The 18,793-nt window shown below is 72.0% G+C and carries 20 protein-coding genes, 1 tRNA gene and 1 pseudogene; 6 read left to right on the top strand and 16 right to left on the bottom strand.

Features of this window, described 5'->3' with window-relative positions:
• Positions 1 to 70 precede the first annotated feature (70 nt).
• The gene (locus tag PV963_RS22180; RefSeq protein ID WP_274817493.1) at positions 71 to 2,608 is read right to left on the bottom strand and encodes an MFS transporter; all 2,538 of its coding nucleotides are present in this window, start codon (positions 2,606 to 2,608) and stop codon (positions 71 to 73) included.
• 13 nt (positions 2,609 to 2,621) lie between these two features.
• Positions 2,622 to 3,110 carry a MarR family winged helix-turn-helix transcriptional regulator gene (locus PV963_RS22175; protein WP_274817492.1) on the bottom strand — a complete coding sequence of 163 codons (489 nt, stop codon included), beginning with the start codon at positions 3,108 to 3,110 and terminating at the stop codon, positions 2,622 to 2,624.
• A gap of 215 nt (positions 3,111 to 3,325) precedes the next feature.
• Between PV963_RS22175 and PV963_RS22170 the strand changes: the two genes are divergently transcribed.
• Positions 3,326 to 3,520: a hypothetical protein gene (locus PV963_RS22170; protein WP_184985582.1), complete on the top strand. Its 195-nt coding sequence runs from the start codon at positions 3,326 to 3,328 to the stop codon at positions 3,518 to 3,520.
• 543 nt (positions 3,521 to 4,063) lie between these two features.
• Here PV963_RS22170 and PV963_RS22165 read toward each other — a convergent pair.
• From PV963_RS22165 to PV963_RS22130, 8 genes are all read right to left on the bottom strand, one after another.
• The gene (locus PV963_RS22165; RefSeq protein WP_274817491.1) at positions 4,064 to 4,969 is read right to left on the bottom strand and encodes an RNA polymerase sigma factor SigF; all 906 of its coding nucleotides are present in this window, start codon (positions 4,967 to 4,969) and stop codon (positions 4,064 to 4,066) included.
• Between the two features lie 314 nt (positions 4,970 to 5,283).
• A complete protein-coding gene (locus tag PV963_RS22160; protein ID WP_274822091.1) occupies positions 5,284 to 6,114 on the bottom strand; it encodes an RNA polymerase sigma factor SigF in 831 nt (276 codons plus the stop codon).
• A 167-nt stretch (positions 6,115 to 6,281) separates the two neighbouring features.
• Positions 6,282 to 6,575, bottom strand: coding sequence for a Dabb family protein (locus PV963_RS22155; RefSeq protein WP_274817490.1), 294 nt, complete (start codon positions 6,573 to 6,575; stop codon positions 6,282 to 6,284).
• Positions 6,575 to 6,751, bottom strand: a complete 177-nt coding sequence (locus PV963_RS22150) for a hypothetical protein (RefSeq protein WP_274817489.1) — start codon at positions 6,749 to 6,751, stop codon at positions 6,575 to 6,577. Before PV963_RS22150 ends, PV963_RS22155 begins: the two co-directional genes overlap by 1 nt.
• 116 nt (positions 6,752 to 6,867) lie before the next feature.
• Positions 6,868 to 6,952 (bottom strand) — tRNA-Ser (locus PV963_RS22145).
• 55 nt (positions 6,953 to 7,007) lie between these two features.
• Positions 7,008 to 7,439, bottom strand: coding sequence for a tRNA adenosine(34) deaminase TadA (tadA, locus tag PV963_RS22140; protein WP_274817488.1), 432 nt, complete (start codon positions 7,437 to 7,439; stop codon positions 7,008 to 7,010).
• Between the two features lie 110 nt (positions 7,440 to 7,549).
• Positions 7,550 to 8,086 (bottom strand): hypothetical protein, encoded by a 537-nt coding sequence (locus PV963_RS22135; protein WP_274822090.1) that lies wholly within the window; start codon positions 8,084 to 8,086, stop codon positions 7,550 to 7,552.
• A gap of 275 nt (positions 8,087 to 8,361) precedes the next feature.
• Positions 8,362 to 8,529 carry a DUF4461 domain-containing protein gene (locus tag PV963_RS22130; RefSeq protein ID WP_148640361.1) on the bottom strand — a complete coding sequence of 56 codons (168 nt, stop codon included), beginning with the start codon at positions 8,527 to 8,529 and terminating at the stop codon, positions 8,362 to 8,364.
• A gap of 309 nt (positions 8,530 to 8,838) precedes the next feature.
• Between PV963_RS22130 and upp the strand changes: the two genes are divergently transcribed.
• The gene (gene upp, locus PV963_RS22125) at positions 8,839 to 9,474 is read left to right on the top strand and encodes a uracil phosphoribosyltransferase (RefSeq protein ID WP_274817487.1); all 636 of its coding nucleotides are present in this window, start codon (positions 8,839 to 8,841) and stop codon (positions 9,472 to 9,474) included.
• Between the two features lie 18 nt (positions 9,475 to 9,492).
• Here the strand turns inward: upp and PV963_RS22120 are convergent, their stop codons facing one another.
• Positions 9,493 to 10,110 (bottom strand): LytR C-terminal domain-containing protein, encoded by a 618-nt coding sequence (locus PV963_RS22120; RefSeq protein ID WP_274822089.1) that lies wholly within the window; start codon positions 10,108 to 10,110, stop codon positions 9,493 to 9,495.
• Between the two features lie 121 nt (positions 10,111 to 10,231).
• Entirely contained in the window at positions 10,232 to 10,528 is a 297-nt protein-coding gene (locus tag PV963_RS22115) for a type II toxin-antitoxin system VapB family antitoxin (RefSeq protein ID WP_003991361.1), read from the bottom strand.
• A 106-nt stretch (positions 10,529 to 10,634) separates the two neighbouring features.
• On the opposite strand from PV963_RS22115, the pseudogene PV963_RS22110 reads away from it, so the two are divergent.
• Positions 10,635 to 11,880, top strand: a pseudogene (locus tag PV963_RS22110) (helicase HerA-like domain-containing protein).
• A 249-nt stretch (positions 11,881 to 12,129) separates the two neighbouring features.
• Here the strand turns inward: PV963_RS22110 and PV963_RS22105 are convergent.
• From PV963_RS22105 to PV963_RS22090, 4 genes are all read right to left on the bottom strand, one after another.
• On the bottom strand, positions 12,130 to 12,468 hold the full coding sequence (locus tag PV963_RS22105; protein ID WP_274817486.1) for a hypothetical protein: 339 nt from the start codon (positions 12,466 to 12,468) through the stop codon (positions 12,130 to 12,132).
• A 31-nt stretch (positions 12,469 to 12,499) separates the two neighbouring features.
• Positions 12,500 to 13,351, bottom strand: coding sequence for an HdeD family acid-resistance protein (locus tag PV963_RS22100; protein WP_274817485.1), 852 nt, complete (start codon positions 13,349 to 13,351; stop codon positions 12,500 to 12,502).
• Positions 13,352 to 14,032: 681 nt separating this feature from the next.
• On the bottom strand, positions 14,033 to 14,626 hold the full coding sequence (locus tag PV963_RS22095; protein WP_274817484.1) for an HhH-GPD-type base excision DNA repair protein: 594 nt from the start codon (positions 14,624 to 14,626) through the stop codon (positions 14,033 to 14,035).
• A 24-nt stretch (positions 14,627 to 14,650) separates the two neighbouring features.
• Positions 14,651 to 15,373 (bottom strand): siderophore-interacting protein, encoded by a 723-nt coding sequence (locus PV963_RS22090; protein WP_274817483.1) that lies wholly within the window; start codon positions 15,371 to 15,373, stop codon positions 14,651 to 14,653.
• An 81-nt stretch (positions 15,374 to 15,454) separates the two neighbouring features.
• On the opposite strand from PV963_RS22090, the gene PV963_RS22085 reads away from it, so the two are divergent.
• The 3 genes from PV963_RS22085 to PV963_RS22075 are packed head-to-tail and all read left to right on the top strand — an operon-like array spanning position 15,455 to position 18,691.
• Complete coding sequence (locus PV963_RS22085) at positions 15,455 to 17,614, top strand: penicillin acylase family protein (RefSeq protein WP_274817482.1); 2,160 nt, start codon at positions 15,455 to 15,457, stop codon at positions 17,612 to 17,614.
• Complete coding sequence (locus tag PV963_RS22080) at positions 17,607 to 18,215, top strand: GNAT family N-acetyltransferase (protein WP_274817481.1); 609 nt, start codon at positions 17,607 to 17,609, stop codon at positions 18,213 to 18,215. Before PV963_RS22085 ends, PV963_RS22080 begins: the two co-directional genes overlap by 8 nt.
• On the top strand, positions 18,212 to 18,691 hold the full coding sequence (locus tag PV963_RS22075; protein ID WP_274817480.1) for a cupin domain-containing protein: 480 nt from the start codon (positions 18,212 to 18,214) through the stop codon (positions 18,689 to 18,691). Before PV963_RS22080 ends, PV963_RS22075 begins: the two co-directional genes overlap by 4 nt.
• Positions 18,692 to 18,793 lie beyond the last annotated feature (102 nt).

Raw genomic sequence — 18,793 nt, 5'->3', positions numbered from 1 at the left:
ATGAGACCGGCCCGTGGCAGGGGCGCGCCTCCGCTCGGAGCGCGCCCACCGCCACGGGCCGGGGCTTGTCCTACTCGCCGGGGTGGGCGAGTTCGATGTCGTGGGCGTCGGTGCCGCGGCCCGTGACCGTCAGGGCGGTGGCCACCGGCGGGTAGCCCGTGGCGATGACGGTGTACTCGCCGCCGTCCAGGTCGGTGAAGGCGTACGCCCCGTCCGTGCCGGTCGTGGCCGAGCCGACGACGTTGCCCGCCTGGTCGACCAGCGTCACCCGGGCGTCGGCCAGCGGGCCGTGCGGGGCGCGGACGACACCCTGGACGCGGGCGCCCGAGTCCAGGTCGATCTCGACCCGGGTGACCCCGGTGCCGCCCACCTCGACGGGCAGGGCGCGCGGCCGGTACCCGGCGGCGTTCACCGCGACGGTCACCGCGCCCGGCACCAGCTCGGCGAAGGAGAACTCGCCCTGCTCACCGGCCGTCCCGGTGGCCAGCAGATCCCCGCGCACATCGGTCACGATCACCATCGCGTCCTTGACCGGCTGCCCGCCCCCGGCGGCCCGCACCAGGCCGGTCAGCCCGCTGGTGCCGCTGAGCAGGATGTCGTAGGCGACCGGCTCGCCGTTCACCACGACCGTGGACGCCTGCGGCTGGTAGCCGTCGGCGGACGCGATCAGCACGAACGACCCGGCGCCCGGCGCGTCGAGGGCGTAGGAGCCGTCGGCCTGCGCCACGGACCGGCCCAGCTGACGCCCGGCCAGCGAGATCAGCGTGACGGCGGCCTGCGGCACGGGCGCGGACTCGGCGCCACGGACGAAACCGCGCACGGGGACACCGCCGGAGGCCACGTCCGGACGGGCCGCCGTGGCGACGGCGGCGAGCCGCTGCGTGCCCTCGGGCCCGGTGCCGTCGGCGGCCTCGGTGTCCGCCACGGCCCAGCTCGGCACGGCCTTCTCCGCGGCGGGAGCCTCGGCGGCCGCCTCGGCGGGAGCCTCCGCGCGGGCGTCGGCGTCCGCCGCCTGCGCCAGCCCACCCTTCGTCCTCAACGGGACCTCCTTGATGAACAGCGACACCAGCAGCGCGAGCAGCGCCAGCGGAGCCGAGTAGAGGAACACGTCCGCGACGCCGTGGCCGTAGGCGCTCTCCACGACGGTGCGGATCGGCGCGGGCATCGCACCGAGGTCGGGGATGTTGCCCTCGCCCGTGCCGGCGTGACCGAGGGCCGCGCCCTTGGCGCCGAGGTCGGCGAGACCGTCCTTGACGTAGTCGGTGATCTTGTTGCCCAGGACGGCGCCCAGCGCCGAGACGCCCACGGCACCGCCCAGGGACCGGAAGAACGTCACCGTGGAGCTGGCGGCGCCCAGGTCGCCCGGCTCCACCTGGTTCTGCGTGCAGAGCACCAGGTTCTGCATCATCATGCCGATGCCGAGGCCCATCAGCGCCATGAAGATCGCTATGTGCCAGTACTCGGTGTCGTACCGGATCGTGCTCAGCAGGCCGAGGCCCGCGGTCACCAGCACACCGCCGGCGACCAGCCACGCCTTCCAGCGCCCGGTCCGGGTGATGACCTGGCCGGAGACGGTGGAGGAGACGAACAGGCCCGCGATCATCGGGATGGTCATGACGCCGGACATCGTCGGCGACTTGTCCCGCGCCAGCTGGAAGTACTGGCTGAAGAACACGGTCCCCGCGAACATCGCGACACCGACGAACAGCGACGCCAGCGACGCCAGCGTGATGGTCCGGTTGCGGAACAGCCGCAGCGGGATGATCGGCTCGCTCGCCTTCGCCTCGATCAGGACGAACAGCGCCAGCAGCACGACCGAGCCGCCGACCATCGCGTACGTCTGCCACGACACCCAGTCGTACTTGTCACCGGCGAAGGTCACCCAGACCAGCAGCAGGCAGACGGCCGCGGTGATGAAGAAGGCGCCGGCCCAGTCGACCTTGACCTTCCGCTTCACCACGGGCAGGTGCAGGGTCTTCTGGAGCACGATCAGGGCGATCACGGCGAAGGGCACGCCGACGTAGAAACACCAGCGCCAGCCGAGCCAGTCGGTGTCGGTGATGACACCGCCGACCAGCGGACCGCCGACCATGGCCGTGGCGAACACGGCACCCAGGTAGCCGTTGTAACGCCCGCGCTCCCGCGGCGAGATCATCGCCGCCATGATGATCTGGGCCAGCGCGGACAGACCGCCCATGCCGATGCCCTGGACCGCGCGGAACGTGATGAGCATGCCGGGGTTCTGCGACATGCCGGCCGCCGCCGAGCCCAGCACGAAGACGACCAGGGCGAGCTGGATCAGCAGCTTCTTGGAGAACAGGTCGGCGAGCTTGCCCCACAGCGGCGTGGACGCGGTCATCGTCAGCAGGGACGCGGTCACGACCCAGGTGTAGGCGCTCTGGCCGCCGCCGAGGTCGCCGATGATCCGGGGCAGGGCGTTGGAGACGATCGTCGAGGACAGGATCGCGACGAACATGCCGAGCAGGAGGCCGGTGAGGGCCTCCATGATCTGCCGGTGCGTCATCGGAGCGCCGCCGCCGGAGGAGCCGTGGGAGCCTCCCCCGTGCTTGGCATGAGCCCGCACACCGGCTGGTGTGGTCGTTGCCATGGGCTTCCTTTTCTTACGTGCTTGCGGGTGTACGGGTGGTCTGTGCGACAGCGGGTGGTGCCGCCCGGGGCGCGGGGCGGCAGTCGAAGCTCTCCCTCAGCCGCGCCATCAGGTCCGTGAGCCGGCCGACGTCCTCGTCGGTCCAGTCGCTCAGGCGCTCGGCGAGGACCTCGGTGGTCCGCCGGGACAGCTCGTCGAGCTGTGCGTGGCCCGCGGGTGTGAGGCGCAGGATGCGGGAGCGCTTGTCTGCGGGGTCGGGGGAGCGTTCGATCCAGCCCCGGGCCACGACGTGCGCGACGTGGCGGCTGGTGACCGACATGTCCACCGCGAGCAGCTCGGCGAGCTTGCTCATGCGCATGTCGCCGTGCCGGCCCAGCAGTGTCAGTACGGCCGCCGAACCGCCGGGGCAGTGGGCCGGCATGATCCGGCCGAGCTCCCGCTTCACGGCGCCGAAGGCACTGAACTGGCGGACCAGCTCTTCGTACTGCGCCCTCTCGGCCATGACACCTCCCACTTTCGTTGCTTAGGGCAACCATAGGAGCTGTTGGTTGCTGAAGGCAAATAAAGGAGGTGCATGGGGTATAAAAAGTTGGCAAAGGCAAGTATTGCGGTAGTAAATGTGCAGGTGGTGAGTCTGGCGGCAGGGGGTGGGCGGGGGCGAACGGAATGCCAACCCCCACTTGGGGAGCCCCGGCGTTTTCGCTAGGGTCTCGGGCCATGGCTAACAACCAGGCCCCCCAGGGCAATCACGACCCCGCCGGCAGCACCCAGATGTTCCGCGCGTTCGTCGACGAGGCGCCGCAGGGGCGGCAGGCCGCGACGACGAGTGGCGGGCCGCGCATCGGCCTCATCATCGGCGTCGTCGTCGCCGTCGCGGTTGTCGCGGCGGTGGCTTGGCTGGCGCTGGGATGACGTCGAACGTGCGCCGGGTTTCCTGAACTCGGCGATGGCGGAACGGGGTGCCGCTGCACCCACCCTCCCCCGTCACGCAGCTGAACTTGCAGCGCGCAGCGGTGGTCTGCGGCATCTGAGCGGAACCACCGCGCAGCCGCACCCGCCGGCGCACGGAAGGGGACGTGTCGGGGGGTGTCCGCCCGCAGCGGTTGGCGCGTCAACGGACAGTCAGTCGGTCACCCACCCCATCGCGCCGTTCCGGGGACGGACACCCCCCGGCGCGGCCCCGACCCACCACCACAGCGCAGGCGCATCCACCACTGGCGCGCAGGCGGCCCACCCCCTGCGGCTCGGCGGCCACAATCCGCGGATAGGCGAACCGCCACTCACGAGTCGGCGGTCCGCCACCCACGGATAGGCGACCCACCACCCGGCGGGTCGGCGAGCCACCACCCGGCGGGTCGGCGAGCCACCACCCACGGGCTGGTGGCCCACCACCCACAGGTCGGCGGCCCACCACCCACAGGTCGGCGGCCCACCACCCACAGGTCGGCGGTGGCGTCAGTCCGAGATGAGGCCTTCCCTCAGCTGCGCCAGTGTCCTCGTGAGCAGGCGGGACACGTGCATCTGTGAGATGCCGACCTCCTCGCCGATCTGCGACTGGGTCATGTTCGCGAAGAACCGCAGCATGATGATCCGCCGCTCACGGGGCGGCAGTTTGGCCAGCAGCGGCTTCAGCGACTCCCGGTACTCGACGCCCTCCAGGGCGCTGTCCTCGTACCCCAGCCGATCCGCCAGCGAGCCCTCGCCGCCGTCGTCCTCCGGCGCCGGGGAGTCCAGCGAGGACGCCGTGTACGCGTTCCCCACCGCCAGCCCGTCGACGACGTCCTCCTCGGACACCCCGAGCACGGACGCGAGTTCGGTGACCGTCGGCGAGCGGTCCAGCTTCTGCGAGAGCTCGTCACTGGCCTTCGTCAGGGCCAGCCGCAGCTCCTGAAGCCGGCGCGGCACCCGCACCGACCACGACGTGTCGCGGAAGAACCGCTTGATCTCACCCACGACGGTTGGCATCGCGAACGTGGGGAACTCGACGCCCCGTTCGCAGTCGAACCGGTCGATCGCCTTGATCAGCCCGATCGTGCCGACCTGGACGATGTCCTCCATCGGCTCGTTGCGGGAGCGGAACCGCGCCGCCGCGTACCGCACCAGCGGCAGGTTGAGCTCGATCAGCGTGTCACGGACGTACGCACGCTCGGGGCTGTCCTCGTCGAGCGCGGCCAGCCGCAGGAACAGGGAGCGGGACAGGGTGCGGGTGTCGATGGCCCCCGCGGCCGGAAGCACCGGGGCGGGCTCGGTCGCGAGCTCGGCCGGAACGTCGTCGATGGGGCCGAGTGAGTCGAGAGCATGGGGAGCTTTGTCGCTCTCCGCGAGCGTGAGCACCTTCGAGCTGCCCTGTTCTGCGGACATGCCACCCCCTTTGGGTCGCGGGACGGTCGCGGCGGACGCTCCCGTCTGAGGAACGCAGCCTTCACCTGAATACCGGAGCCGAAGCCCCGGCAAACGCGCTTCCCGCAGAATGTCACATGTCGGCAACACGCTGTAGTGACATGTCGACATCTGAGACGCGAATCCGCCCTGCAAGCAAGGGGCCTGACGCCTTTTCGGCCCGCAACTGTCGGGAACCGTCCTGATGAGCGATTCGCTCGCCACGGTTATCATTCGCAACTGTTTGCGATTACGTACCGAGGGGGTTCACAGCCGCCGGTCATCCCGGTTCACGGCTACGCGTCGATCCGGTTCGCGGACCGCAACCGCTGGAAGCTACGCGCGAGTAGCCGCGAGACATGCATCTGTGATACGCCGAGTTCCGCGCTGATCTGAGACTGCGTGAGATTGCTGTAGTACCGCAGCAGCAGAATCCGCTGCTCCCTTTCGGGCAGTTGTACGAGCAGATGCCGTACGAGATCCCGGTGCTCCACCCCGTCCAGCGCGGGATCCTCGTAACCGAGCCGGTCCAGCAGCCCCGGCAGCCCGTCGCCCTCCTGCGCGGCTTCGAGAGAGGTCGCGTGATACGACCGCCCGGCCTCGATGCAGGACAGCACCTCGGCCTCGGTGATGCGCAGCCGCTCGGCGATCTCGGCCGTGGTCGGGGTGCGTCCGAAGGCGGTCGTGAGGTCCTCGGTCGCGCTGTTGACCTGTACCCACAGCTCGTGCAGCCGGCGCGGCACATGGACCGTACGGACGTTGTCGCGGAAGTAGCGCTTGATCTCGCCGATCACCGTCGGCATCGCGAACGTCGGGAACTGCACACCCCGGTCCGGGTCGAAGCGGTCGATGGCGTTGATGAGCCCGATGGTGCCGACCTGGACGACGTCCTCCATCGGCTCGTTGCGGGAGCGGAACCGGGCGGCCGCGTAGCGCACGAGCGGCAGGTTGGCCTCGATGAGCGCCCCGCGCACCCGGTCGTGCTCCGGCGTCCCCGGCTGGAGCTCCTTGAGCTGTGCGAAGAGGACCTGCGTGAGGGCGCGGGTGTCGGCGCCGCGGCTCCGCTGGGGAGCCGGTTCCGAGGATGGTGTCTGAGGTGCGGTACCGGCCAGCACGGTCAACTCCACCTCGTCATCCGTCAACCCATCCGTCAGCTCTTCCGTCAAAAGCGGTCATAGCATCACAAGACATGTGCACTGTGTGCAAGCACCCCATAACTACGTGTTGAGGGGTGAAATGCCGCATAGATGTGCAAGAGCCCCCGTCGGAACGACGGGGGCTCGAAGCGGCGGGCTCAGAACTCGTAGTCGGCGATCACCCACGTGGCGAACTCGCGCCACAGCGCGACACCCGCCTGGTGGTCGGGATGCTCCACGTACCGCCGCAGCGCGTCCGCGTCGTCGAAGGCCGAGTTGATGGCGAAGTCATGGGCGATGGGACGGTCGCTGACGTTCCAGCCGAGCTCCCAGAAGCGGATCCCGGGGATCGTGCCGTCGAGGGCGCGGAAGGCCTCGACGCCCTTCACGACCCGCGGGTCGTCGCGCTCGACGCCCTCGTTCAGCTTGAAGAGGACCAGGTGGCGGATCATCACTTTCCTCCGTCGGCGACCCACGTGGCGAAGTCGCCGAGGGCCTTGGCGGCGTCCGATATGCCCTGGAACCCTATCTGGACGTAGTCGGCGGCCCCCTCAGGGTCCGTGATGATCACGTACGCCACGAAGACCACGACGACGTAGACGGCGACCTTCTTCGCGTTCACCGCCATCGCGGCCTCCCCTGTCACTGGTGTCCCAAACAGCGCACATGATCGCACGAAGGGTCGATCACGCGAAGGGGCAGATCGCACGAAAGGCCCCGTCCGACGACGGGGCCTTTCTCAAGCGGTAGCGGAGGGATTTGAACCCTCGGTGACTTGCGCCACACTCGCTTTCGAGGCGAGCTCCTTCGGCCGCTCGGACACGCTACCGAGGGAGACCTTACAGCAAGGTGCCGCGTGCTTTGAAATCGGTATTCGGCGACGGTCAGCGGCCGCGGAAGAACTCGGTGAGGACCCCGGCGCACTCCTCGGCGAGCACGCCCTCGATCACCTCGGGCCGGTGGTTGAGCCGCCGGTCGCGGACGAGGTCCCAGAGGGAACCGGCCGCGCCGGCCTTCTCGTCGCGGGCGCCGTAGACGAGCCGGTCGACGCGGGACTGCTGGATCGCGCCCGCGCACATCGTGCAGGGCTCCAGCGTCACCACGAGGGTGCAGCCGGCGAGCCGCCACCGGCCGAGTCCGGCCGCGGCCCGCCGCAGGGCGAGGACCTCCGCGTGGGCCGTCGGGTCGCCGCCGGCCTCGCGTTCGTTGTGTCCGGTCGCGAGCACGGTCGTGCCGTCCGGGGCCAGTACGACGGCGCCGACGGGGACGTCCCCGCCCCGGACCGCCTCGGCGGCCTCGGCCAGGGCGAGTCGCATCGCGGGCCGCCAGGGGTCCCGTACCGGATCCGGCCGGTCCGGTGGGCCCGGCCGGTCCGGTGGGCCCGGCTGGTCCGGCTGGTCCGGCGGTCCCGGGGTGGTGCGAGTGGTCAGCGGACGGTCTCCAGGGTCTCCGAGGCGCCGAGGGCCTCGGCGATCTCCGTGACGGCGTCCGTCGCCAGCGAGCGCAGCTCCTTCTCGCTCACGCCGAGGTCGTCCAGGATCTGGGCGTCGCCGACCGGGCCGTGCGGCACGGCCTCGCCGGTTGCGGCGACCGGGTCGGCGTCGTCGGCGTCGTCGTCGTCGGAATCACCGTCCTCGGTGCCGTCGAGGTCGAGGGCGTCCAGGTCGTCCCCGTCGTCCGGATCGCGTCCGAGCAGCTCGTCGGTGAGCAGGATCTCGCCGTAGCTGCTGCGGGCAGCGGCGGTGGCGTCCGAGACGTAGATGCGAGGGTCCTCCTCGCCGTCCACGCGGACGACGCCGAACCAGGCGTCCTCCTGCTCGATGAGCACGAGCACCGTGTCCTCGTCGGGGGAGGCTTCACGGGCCAGGTCGGCCAGATCCGACAGGGTTTCCACATCGTCGAGCTCCGTGTCGCTCGCTTCCCACCCGTCTTCGGTGCGCGCGAGCAGTGCGGCGAAGTACACCGTGACTCTCCCACTGGTCATAGGCGTGCCGGTTGGGGGTCCCCCCGGCGGAGGTTTCGGGCGGGGAGTGCTCGTCCGAGCCCCACCCACTCGGAATCGTGGCAGAAACAAGGCGTTCAGGGGACGTCTTCGGCTCCCTGTGTCCGGCAGTTTTGATCGCACGCTCGTTGCCGCCACCTGCGGATCGTACGCGGCTTTCCCCCGCTGCACGCACGGTCACCTCGGCAACGTCCGCGCGGTTCGTGATCTTCCCCGGGGGTTTCCTCACCCGTTTCCTACCAGCGGAACGTGCGCATGCGCATCGCGTGCCGCAGCCGGGCCACCTTGACGCGGCGCGGCTGCACGCGGTCGCGCAGCTCCCGGGCCTCGGCCAGATCGCGCAGGAACCGGGCGCGCCGCCGGCGGCGCTCGGCGTCGGTCTCGCTCGTCGTCCCGCCCAGCATGCGGGTCGCGCCGGCCGTATCCGCCGCGTCCGGCACGTCGACCTGCTCGGACTGCTCGGCCTGCTCGGTCCGTCCGGTCTGGACGGTCCGGGCAGTCCTGCCGGTCTCGTCGGTCTCCGGGTCCGTCGCGGGCTGTGCGCGCGGCGACGGAACGTCTCGGGAATCCCGGTCGGGCATCAGGCTCACCACCCCCAGTCCGTCCTTCCCACTTTCCCCCGGACGGGCGGTTTGACGCCAGCGAACGGGTGATGGGCGGACGGCGGGCTTGCCGTGCGGCCGGGGTCAACGGGCCCGGTTACTGTTGTGGACATGCGTCTCCACGTCGTCGACCACCCCCTGGTCGCCCACAAGCTCACCACGCTGCGCGACCAGCGCACCGACTCCGCGACCTTCCGCCGTCTCGCCGACGAGCTGGTCACCCTGCTCGCCTACGAGGCCACGCGCGACGTGCGCACCGAACAGGTCGACATCCGGACGCCGGTGGCCACGACCACGGGCGTCAAGCTGTCCCACCCGCGTCCACTGGTGGTGCCGATCCTGCGGGCCGGCCTCGGCATGCTGGACGGCATGGTCCGGCTGCTGCCGACCGCCGAGGTGGGCTTCCTCGGCATGATCCGCAACGAGGAGACGCTCCAGGCCTCCACGTACGCCACGCGTATGCCCGAGGACCTGTCGGGACGGCAGGTGTACGTGCTCGACCCGATGCTCGCCACCGGCGGCACGCTGGTCGCGGCGATCCAGGAGCTGATGCGGCGCGGCGCCGACGACGTGACCGCCGTGGTGCTGCTGGCCGCGCCGGAGGGCGTCGAGGTCATGGAGCGCGAGCTGGCGGGCACCCCGGTGACGGTCGTGACCGCGTCGGTCGACGAGCGCCTGAACGAGCACGGCTACATCGTGCCGGGCCTCGGCGACGCGGGGGACCGGATGTACGGGGCGGCCGAGTAGGCCAGGGCCCTACGGGGTTCAGCAGCCCTTCTTCGACGACGGCGCCGGCTCGGGCCTGGCCAGCTCGGTCAGGGCCCGGTCGGCGTCCGGCCTCTTCGCCAGCTCCTTGAAGCCGTCGCCGATGACGAGATCGACGGCAGCGCCCTTGCGGGCCGCCTCGGTACGCCGTTCGGCCCCCGGGAGCTGGGTGCCGAGCACCGGCAGCGAGGTGTCGAGGGCGGAGGCGGGGCCGAGCAGCACCCCGGGGCCCTTGACCTTCTTGTCGTACTGCTTGGTCGCGTTGCCCACGTCGCCGATCTTGAAGCCGCGCTTCTTCAGCTCGTCGGCGGTCTTCTTCGCCAGGCCGCTGCGGGCGGTGGCGTTGAGCACGTTGACCGTGATCGCGCGCGGTTCGGGCAGGGCCTTGGGGCTGGGCGAGGGGCTCGCCTTGGTCTCGGGGGCGCAGTCCGTGCCGCTGCCGGCCGCCGAAGCCTTTTTGCCGCCGCCGGTGAAGACGTCGATGAGCTGCCACGTGCCCCAGCCGCCCACGCCGAGCACGGCGGCGGAGGCGACGACCAGGACGACGAGCCTGCCGCGCCGCCGGGGCCGGCGCATCCGCGGGTACTTGTTTCCCTTGATGCGGTATTTGCCGCCCATGCCGGGGGGAGTCAGCATGCTCATGAACGCAGCGTAGTGCGCCTGAGCGACGATGCCTACTAGATGATCATTCGACGTCGCCCAGCAGAACCCGAAAGGGTCAACCCGTGACCGGCGGGGGTCAGTCGAGCTCGAGCACGCGTGCGTGCAGCACCTGGCGCTGCTGGAGCGCCGCCCGCACCGCGCGGTGCAGACCGTCCTCCAGGTACAGGTCGCCCTGCCACTTCACGACGTGCGCGAAGAGGTCGCCGTAGAAGGTCGAGTCCTCGGCGAGCAGCGTCTCGAGGTCGAGCTGCTGTTTGGTCGTCACGAGCTGATCGAGGCGGACCGGGCGCGGCGCGACGTCCGCCCACTGCCGGGTGCTGTCCCGGCCGTGGTCGGGGTACGGCCGGCCGTTTCCGATGCGCTTGAAGATCACACGGAAAGCCTACCGGGCGGGACCTTCCGGGCGCAGCCGTGGCGACGGAGTGCGACGCTGAAAAAAACCCCGCAAGGCGGTACGAATCGGGAACAGGGGCGTGAATATGCCGGACCGCGAGTCCACGCCGTCGGTCCCCGCTCCCGAGGTGTCGGCCCGCGCCGCCGCTCTTCCGCGGAAGGCCCTGGGGATCGCCTCCGGCTACGCCTTCTCCGGCCCCGCCCTGTATCTGGGCGCCTTGCTGTGGGACGGGCAGTGCCTGCCGGACGCGCGGATCCGGGTGCCGCCGGCGATGCTCAACCGCCACGGTCTGGTCGCGGGCGCCAGCCGCCCGGACGCCCGGGTCGAGGGCCGGGCCGGGGACGTCGGCCAGCGGTGGACGGCGACCGCCTTCCCCGCCGAGTACTACGCGCTGGGCGGCATCGGCCGGGGCATCCCGGTCCGGGCGACGGTCACCGGCTTCGGGCCGGTGCTGCTGTCCAAGGTGCTGCGGCTGGACCGGACCCAGGAGCAGTCCCTCGCGCTGATCTTCCACTACGCCGACAGCAAGGGCCTGGAGCTGGTCGACCTCAAGCACCTCAGGGCGGTCGTGACCTTCCTGACCTCGGAGGAGGGCCGGCCGGTGAGCACGATCGGCGGTCTCCCGGCGGCCACGGCCGGGGTGCTCCTGCGGTCCCTGACGGCCTTCGAGGCGCAGGGCGCTTCGGGCTTCTTCGGTGACGACGCCTCCGAGGCGTTCCTGGAGTCGATCACGCAGACCGTGCGCCTGATTCGCTCGAAAGGGGTCAGCGTCTTCTTCGTGACGCAGACCCCGCAGGACGTACCCGCCGACGTCCTCGCCCAGCTCGGCAACCGCGTGCAGCACGCGTTGCGGGCTTTCACGCCCGACGACCAGAAGGCCCTGAACGCCACGGTGAAGACCTTCCCGAAGTCGCCCTACGACCTGGAGGAGGTCCTGACCGGTCTGGGGACGGGCGAGGCGGTGGTGACGGTGCTGAGCGAGAAGGGCGCGCCCACCCCTGTCGCCGCGACCCGGCTGCGCGCACCCGAGTCCCTGATGGGGCCGGTCGGGACGGAGGCTCTGGACCGGGCGGTGGCGGGGTCGCCGCTGTACGAGCGGCTGACGGATGGCCGCGGGGCTGTCCGGGGCGCGAAGGGGCCCGACGAGATGCGGGACGCCGCCAGGAACGGCGTGCGGAGGAGGGGCCGTCCGTGGTGGAGCAGGTGGTCGACAGCGGGGTGTTCAAGTCGCCGGCCCGGGCGGTGGGGACGCAGATCGGGCGGGAGACACGCGGTCGTTGTTCGGGACGGCACGGACGGCACGGCGTTCGTCGGGGCGGCGGAGGCGCTAGTCCGGGTCGCTTCCGCCGCCGCGGGTCGTTCTGTCAGCCGCGTTCCCTTCCCATCGGGTGCTGCTGTCGCTCCCGTGTCTCCGGCTTGGGCTCGGGATGGGGCTGGGGCGGCTTGGGGGAGTTGCGGACGGCCTCGGCGCGCAGGAGGGCGCGCAGGACCGCGTACGGGTCTTCGAGCATGGCTGTGTTCCTCGTTCCGTATTGCTGCGTATTGCTGCGTACGGGCTGATGGACCGGTGTCCGGTCCCGTCAGCAGCGCAGGACCTCGGAACGCAGGGGGCGAGGGTCGTGCCGTGGGCCCGGCGGCACGGGCACGCGGTGCGGTGCGGCGTACGCGGGCCCGGGGGTCGGGAGCGGGGTGAGGCGCAGGGGGACGGCGATGCGCCGGGTGCCCCGGGCCGGGGGGCGCAGGGCGACGTCGAGGACGTCGCACTCGACGGCCGTGCTCTCGCCGGAGACGGTGGCCGTCGGCCCCGTGTGCGCCTCGGCGTGCGCGCCGGGCACGAGCAGGGCGAGCAGCAGGACCAGCACCCGCGGCCACCTGTGTCGGCGGGTGCCGCGGGGGACCGGCTGCGGTGCGGGGTTCACGGGAGGTGGTTCCCCGTCGTGTGTATGCCGTTCATCCCACTGCCTGCGAGAACCGCTCGCTCGGCGTACGGCGGCCCCGGATGCGCAGGGCCGTGACGATCTCGGCGGCGCCGACCGCGAGCAGCCAGCAGCCGCCGACCAGGGTGAGGACGGCGACGGATTCGAAGGGCGCGTCGATGAGGACGACGCCGGCGACGACGGTGAGGATCCCGAGGAAGACCTGCCAGCCCCGGGCGGGCATCGCCGGGTCGTGGGCGGCGGCCAGGGTCTGGGTGATGCCGCGGAACAGCCAGCCGATGCCGATCCAGAGGGCGAGCAGCAGGATCGACTGCATGGGGCGGCGGAAGCAGAACAGGCCGAGCAGGATCGAGAGCGTGCCGCTGATGAAGGCGAGGACGCGCAGGGCGGTCGTGCGGTGCGTGCCGAAGGCGGAGGCGAGCTGGAGGATGCCGCTGACGAGCAGATACAGCCCGAACAGCACCCCGGCGGCGAACAGGGAAGCGCCCGGCCAGACCAGGATGAGCAGCCCCAGCACGAGTGAGGTGACCCCGGTGACCAGCACGGTCTGCCAGGCGGCGCGGGAGAGATGGTGCAGCGGCCCCGGGAAGGGGGACTCCGACTCGTGGCCGCTTGAGGGCGGACTCGCGGTCTGCGCGGCGCCCCGGGGTGCGTGCGGGTCGTGCGGCCAGTGGCCCTGTGCGCCGGGTGGGGCCGGGGCGTGTGGGCTGGGAGGGGTGTGACCGGGCCGTCCGTGGGTGTGAGGGCCGTCCGGGCCCGGGCCTTGGGGGACGTGGGGTTCCAAACCCTGGGGCGGGCGGGGCGCATGCCCGTGTGCGGGCCCGCGCTCCGGGTCCCAAGGGGAGCCGCTCGGTGGCTCGGTCATGGTCCATCCTTGGACCGACCGGGAGGGGCCTGCCACCTGGGGCGGGCCGTGTGGTTGACGCCTGCCGTTCGGGGCGGCTGCTTGGCTGATGGCTGTTTTTTGGGGTGGGCCTGTGACTGAAGCCCGTGACGTGGGCGGAGTCGTGGGGCTGGCGCCTGGGAGTTGGGTCGGGCTGTGTGGCTGAGGGCCGTCGCCTGGGCTCGGTCAGGTGGCTGATGTCTGCGAGCTGGGTGTGCCTGTGGCCTAGGGCGGGCGGGTCGGTGACGCCTGTCGTCTGGGTCGGGTCGTGTGCAGCTGATGCCTGCGGTCGGCCGGGTCTGCGGATGACGCCGGCGACTTGGGTGGCCTGTGGCTGACCCCCGCGGGTTGGGTCGGGCCGCGGCTGGCGCCCGCGCCCGGGGTGGGCCTGTGGCTGGCGCCTGGGTCCGGCCGCGCGGCCGATGCCCGCGAACAGGGCCCGGCCACGCGGCTGACGCCCACCGTCTGTGGCGGACTACGGGGCTGACGCCCGCCACTGGGGCTCGGCCGCGCGGCTGACGCCTGTGACCTGGTCCGGGACACGGCGCTGGCGCCCGCCCCCTTGGCCCGGTCACGGCGCTGGCGCCCACCCCCTTGGCCCGGTCACGGCGCTGGCGCCCCCCCGGTCCGGCCACCCGGCCGGCGCTCTCGCTCCGCGGTCCGCTACTTCCCGGTCGTCTTCGCGGCCTTGGCCGCTGCCTTCATCTGCTGTTTGTGGGCACGTACCTTGGCCAGCGACTCGGGGCCCGTGATGTCGGCGACCGAGCGGAAGGACTTCGGCTCGCCGTAGGAGCCCGCGGCCTCCTGCCAGCCCGGCGGCCGCACCCCGAGCTGCTTGCCGAGCAGGGCGAGGAAGATCTGGGCCTTCTGCTTGCCGAAGCCGGGCAGTTCGGCCAGGCGTTTGAGCAGTTCCTTGCCGGTGGCGGCGTCCTTCCAGACGGCCTCGGCGTCACCGTCGTAGTGCTCGACGAGGTACTGGCACAGCTGCTGGATCCGCTTGGCCATGGAGCCCGGGTAGCGGTGCACCGCCGGCTTCTGGGAGAGCAGCGCGGCGAAGGCCTCGGGGTCGTGCACGGCGATCTCGTGCGCGTCCAGGTCGTCCGTGCCGAGCCGCTGGGCGATGGTCGCCGGACCCTTGAACGCCCACTCCATCGGGATCTGCTGGTCCAGCAGCATCCCGACCAGCGCGGCGAGCGGACTGCGCCCGAGCAGCGCGTCGGCCTCGGGGTCCTGGGCGAGGTGAAGAGTGACGTCCATGCACCGATCATCCCCCGCCCGGGCTCACGTCGCCCGCCAGTAGCCCAGCGCGTGCACCCGCTGCTTGGGCAGGCCCAGCTCCTTGCGGACGTATGCCGCGAGCGACCGGGTCGTCGCCGTGTCGCAGGCGACCCAGACGTACGGGTCGGAGGTGCCCTGGAGCAGGCCGGGCAGGTCCGCCTTCACCTGGTCGACCAGGCGGGCGCCGGAGTCCTGGCGCGGCACCTTGCGCAGCTCGTGCCGGGCCGGGGCGGTGCGGAACGGCAGAGCGTCGTCGCCGCCCTCGAACCAGACCGTGGCCGGGGCGGAGCCCAGCGCGTCCAGGAGGGAGTTGATGGCCGGCAGGGAGGCCGGGTCGCCGACGGCGAAGACGTGGGAGGGAGCGGGGTCGGGGTGCTCGAAGCCGGTGCCCTGGACGGTCGCCTCAATGGTGTCGCCGGGCTTCGCCGCCCTGGCCCAGTCGCCGGCGCAGCCCTCGTGCAGGGCGAACTCCAGGCCGAACGTCCCGGCCGCCGGGTCCGGGTCGACCAGGGTGTAGGCCCGCTGGTGGGGCTTGCCCGCGTTGTCGAACCACAGCCGTACCCACATGGTCGGGTGCACGCCGGTCGCCGCGAGCAGACCGCCGTCGGTGAAGCGCAGCCGCCGGTAGTCCGGGGTGACGTCCTGCGCGTCGGTCACGGTGAACGCGAAATCCTTCGCCCCCAGCAGTCTGAGGACCGCGCCCTCCCAACCCCGCCCCTGCCCCATCCCGTATTCACCTTTCGCGTACGATTCCGCCCACAGTCATTACTTAGGCAAGGCTAACCTAAAGGAAAGTAGGGGCACAGCGTGGCCACCGAGATCTATCGCGACGCCTGGGGCATTCCGCATCTGCGCGCGGGCAGCGCGGCCGAACTCGCCCACGCCCAGGGCCTCGTCACGGCCCGCGACCGGGCCTGGCAGCTGGAGGTCGAGCGGCACCGGGCCCAGGGCACCTCGGCGTCCTTCCTCGGCGAGAGCGCCCTGGCCTGGGACCGGTTCGCCAGACGCGCCAGAGTCGACGACACCGCCAGACGCTGCTTCACGGAGCTGGAGCGACGGGACCCCGAGACGGCGGACTGGGTGCGGGCGTATGTGGAGGGCGTCAACGGCGGGCTGGCGGCGGGCGCCGACGCGGCCCCCGAGTTCGCCCGCACCAGCCTCACCCCCGGCTCCTGGCACCCCTGGACCCCCCTCGGCGTCTGGCTCGCCACCCACATCCTCTTCGCCGGGTTCCCGGCCAAGCTCTGGCGTGAGCAGGTCGCGGCCCACCTCGGCGCGGACGCCATCGGCCTGTTCGCCACCGACGGCCCCGGCACCTGCGGCAGCAACGGCTGGCTGGTGAGCGGCGAACGGACCGTCACCGGGCAGGCGGTCATCGCCGGCGACCCCCACCGCTGGATCGAGGACCCCGGCGTCTACCAGCAGATCCACCTGTCCTGCCCCGAGTTCGACGTCGTCGGCCTGGCCGTCCCCGGCGTCCCCGGCATCGCCCACTTCGGGCACACCGGCACGGTCGCCTGGGCCATCACCAACGCCATGGCCGACTACCAGGACCTGTACCGGGAGCGGCTGCGGCGCACCGGCGCCGGGGTGGAGGCCCTCGGCCCGGACGGGGTCTGGCACCGGGCGGCCCGGCACACGGAGGTCGTCGAGGTGGCGGGCGAGGAGCCGGTCGAGGTCGAGGTCGAGGTGATCGAGACCGACCGGGGCCCGGTGGTCATCGGCGGCCCCGAGGGGCTCGACGGCGATCCGTCCGACGCGGGAGACCCGTCCGGTCCGCCCGTGGCGATCAGCCTTCGCCACCCGCCCCGCGTCACCGGCGACCTCGGCTTCGGCGCCCTGTTGCCGCTGCTGCGGGCCCGCCGGGTCGCCGACGTGGACCGGGCGTTCGACCGCTGGGCCGAGCCGGTCAACGTCGTCCAGGCCGCCGACACCGGGGGCGGCGTCCTGCACCGCGTCGCCGGCCGGGTGCCGCTGCGCGCCGAGGCCAACCGCCTGCGCCTGGTGCCCGCCTGGGAGCCCGGCCACGAGTGGCAGGGCTGGCAGGAGACACCCCGCGCCGGGCTCACCGACGGCGTCGCCGTCATGGCCAACCAGCGCGGCCCGGCCGAACCCGTCGGCGTCGAGTTCGCCCCGCCCCACCGCCACGACCGCATCGCCGAGCTGCTCGCCGGCAAGGAACGCTGGTCCGCCGCCGACATGCCCGCCATCCACACGGACACCCACCTCGCCTCCGCGTCCGCCCTCCTGGACCACCTCCGGGCCCTAGGGGGTGTCCGCAAAGTCCCGCCTGCCCTGCGACGCCCGGCACGCCCCCTCGACGCCCTCACCCCCGAGGCCTCCGCCCTCCGGGACCGCCTCCTCGCCTGGAACCGCCGCATGGACGCCGGCAGCGCCGACGCGGCCCTCTACTCGGCCGTGCGCGCCGCGGTCGTACGGCAGCTGGCGGCACACCCCGCCTTCGCCGCACTCGCCACACCGCCGGCGTATCCGGAGTTGTTCCGGCCCTGGCTCGCCCTCGTCCCGCGCATCGCCTTCGCCCTCGAACACCTGCTGCGGGCCGAGGAACCGCACGGCATCGACCGCCAGTCGGCCGTCCGCGCGGCGGTCGAGGAGGTGGCCGCCCGGCCGCCGGCCGGTGTCTGGGGCGACACCCACCGGCTCGCCCCCTGGCGGGCGCTGGAGCCTCAGACGCCGTACGACGAACCGGGGCTGTCCGGCGACCACGACTGCGTGCTGTGCACCTCGGGCGTGCCGGGCCTCACCGACCGCGCCGCGCGCGGCCCGGCGGCCCGCTACGTCTGGGACCTGGCCCGGCGCGAGGACAGCCGCTGGGTGGTCCCGTTCGGCGCCTCGGGCGTTCCCGGCTCGCCCCACCACCGCGACCAGCTCCCCCTGTGGCTCGCCGGCGACCTCGTCCCGGTCGTCACCGACTGGACCCTGCTGAAGAAGGAGACCGATGTCTGACCCGTACGCCTCCCGCACGGCCGTCCACGAGCAGGTGACCGACGGCTTCGGTACCGTCCGCGTCCTGCCGCTGAACCCGGAGGCCGACGCCGGGACGGTCCACCGCTGGGTGAGCGAGGACCGGGCCGTCTTCTGGGGCATGACCGGCCTCACCGAGCGTCAGGTGGCCGAGATCTACGCCCACATGGACACGCTCACCACACACCACGCCTTCCTCGTCGTCCGCGACGGCGAACCGGTCGCACTCCTCCAGACCTACGAGCCCGAGGCGGACCGCGTCAGCGAGTGCTACGACGTCCGGCCCGGCGACATCGGCATCCACCTGCTGGCCGCCCCCGCCGGTCCGGGCGGGGCGCGCTCCGGCTGGACCGCACGGCTGCTGACCGCCGTCGCCCGGTACGTCCTGCTCGGACTGGACCGCCGGCGGATCGTGGTCGACCCGGACGTCGGCAACGAGAAGGCGGTCGCCCGGTTCCTCAGAACGGGCTTCACGGCGGGGCCGGTGGTGGTCCTGCCGGAGATCGACCTGCCGGACGTGTACCTGCCCGAGAAGAAGGCCCAGCTCGCCTTCCTGGACCGGGAGATACTCTTTTCCGGGTGACGCCCGACGACCTCATCGCCCACTACGGCCTCCAGCCGATCCCCCGCGAGGGCGGCCTGTTCCGTCAGACCTGGGCCGGTCCCGAACGCCCGGACGGCAGACCCGAGGGCACGGCGATCGTCGCGCTCCTCACAGCGGACGACTTCTCCGCCCTGCACCGCCTGCCCACCGACGAGATCTGGCACTTCCACCTCGGCGATCCCCTGGAGCTCCTCCTGCTCGCCCCGGACGGAAGCACACGGACGGCGGTGCTGGGACCGGACGTACTCGGCGGCCAGCACGTGCAGTTCACGGTCCCGGCGGGCACGTGGATGGGCGGCAGGGTGCGCGAGGGCGGACAGTGGACCCTGTTCGGCTGCACGATGGCCCCCGGCTTCACGTTCGAGGGCTACGAACACGGGGACGCGGCGGAGTTGACGGCACGCTATCCGGCAGCGGCCGGCCGCATCCCCGGGCTGTGCCGACCTGTTTTGTAGGGACTGAGCGCCGCACACCTCCCATCCGTACATAACCGGGAGCCGTACAGCCCGACCCCGGAGAACGACGTGCACGAACGGCGGAACGAGGAGCGCAATGTC

Origin of the sequence: Streptomyces coeruleorubidus (assembly GCF_028885415.1) — a bacterium.
Lineage (GTDB): Bacteria > Actinomycetota > Actinomycetes > Streptomycetales > Streptomycetaceae > Streptomyces > Streptomyces coeruleorubidus_A.
This window is presented reverse-complemented; position numbering and strand designations above follow the sequence as displayed.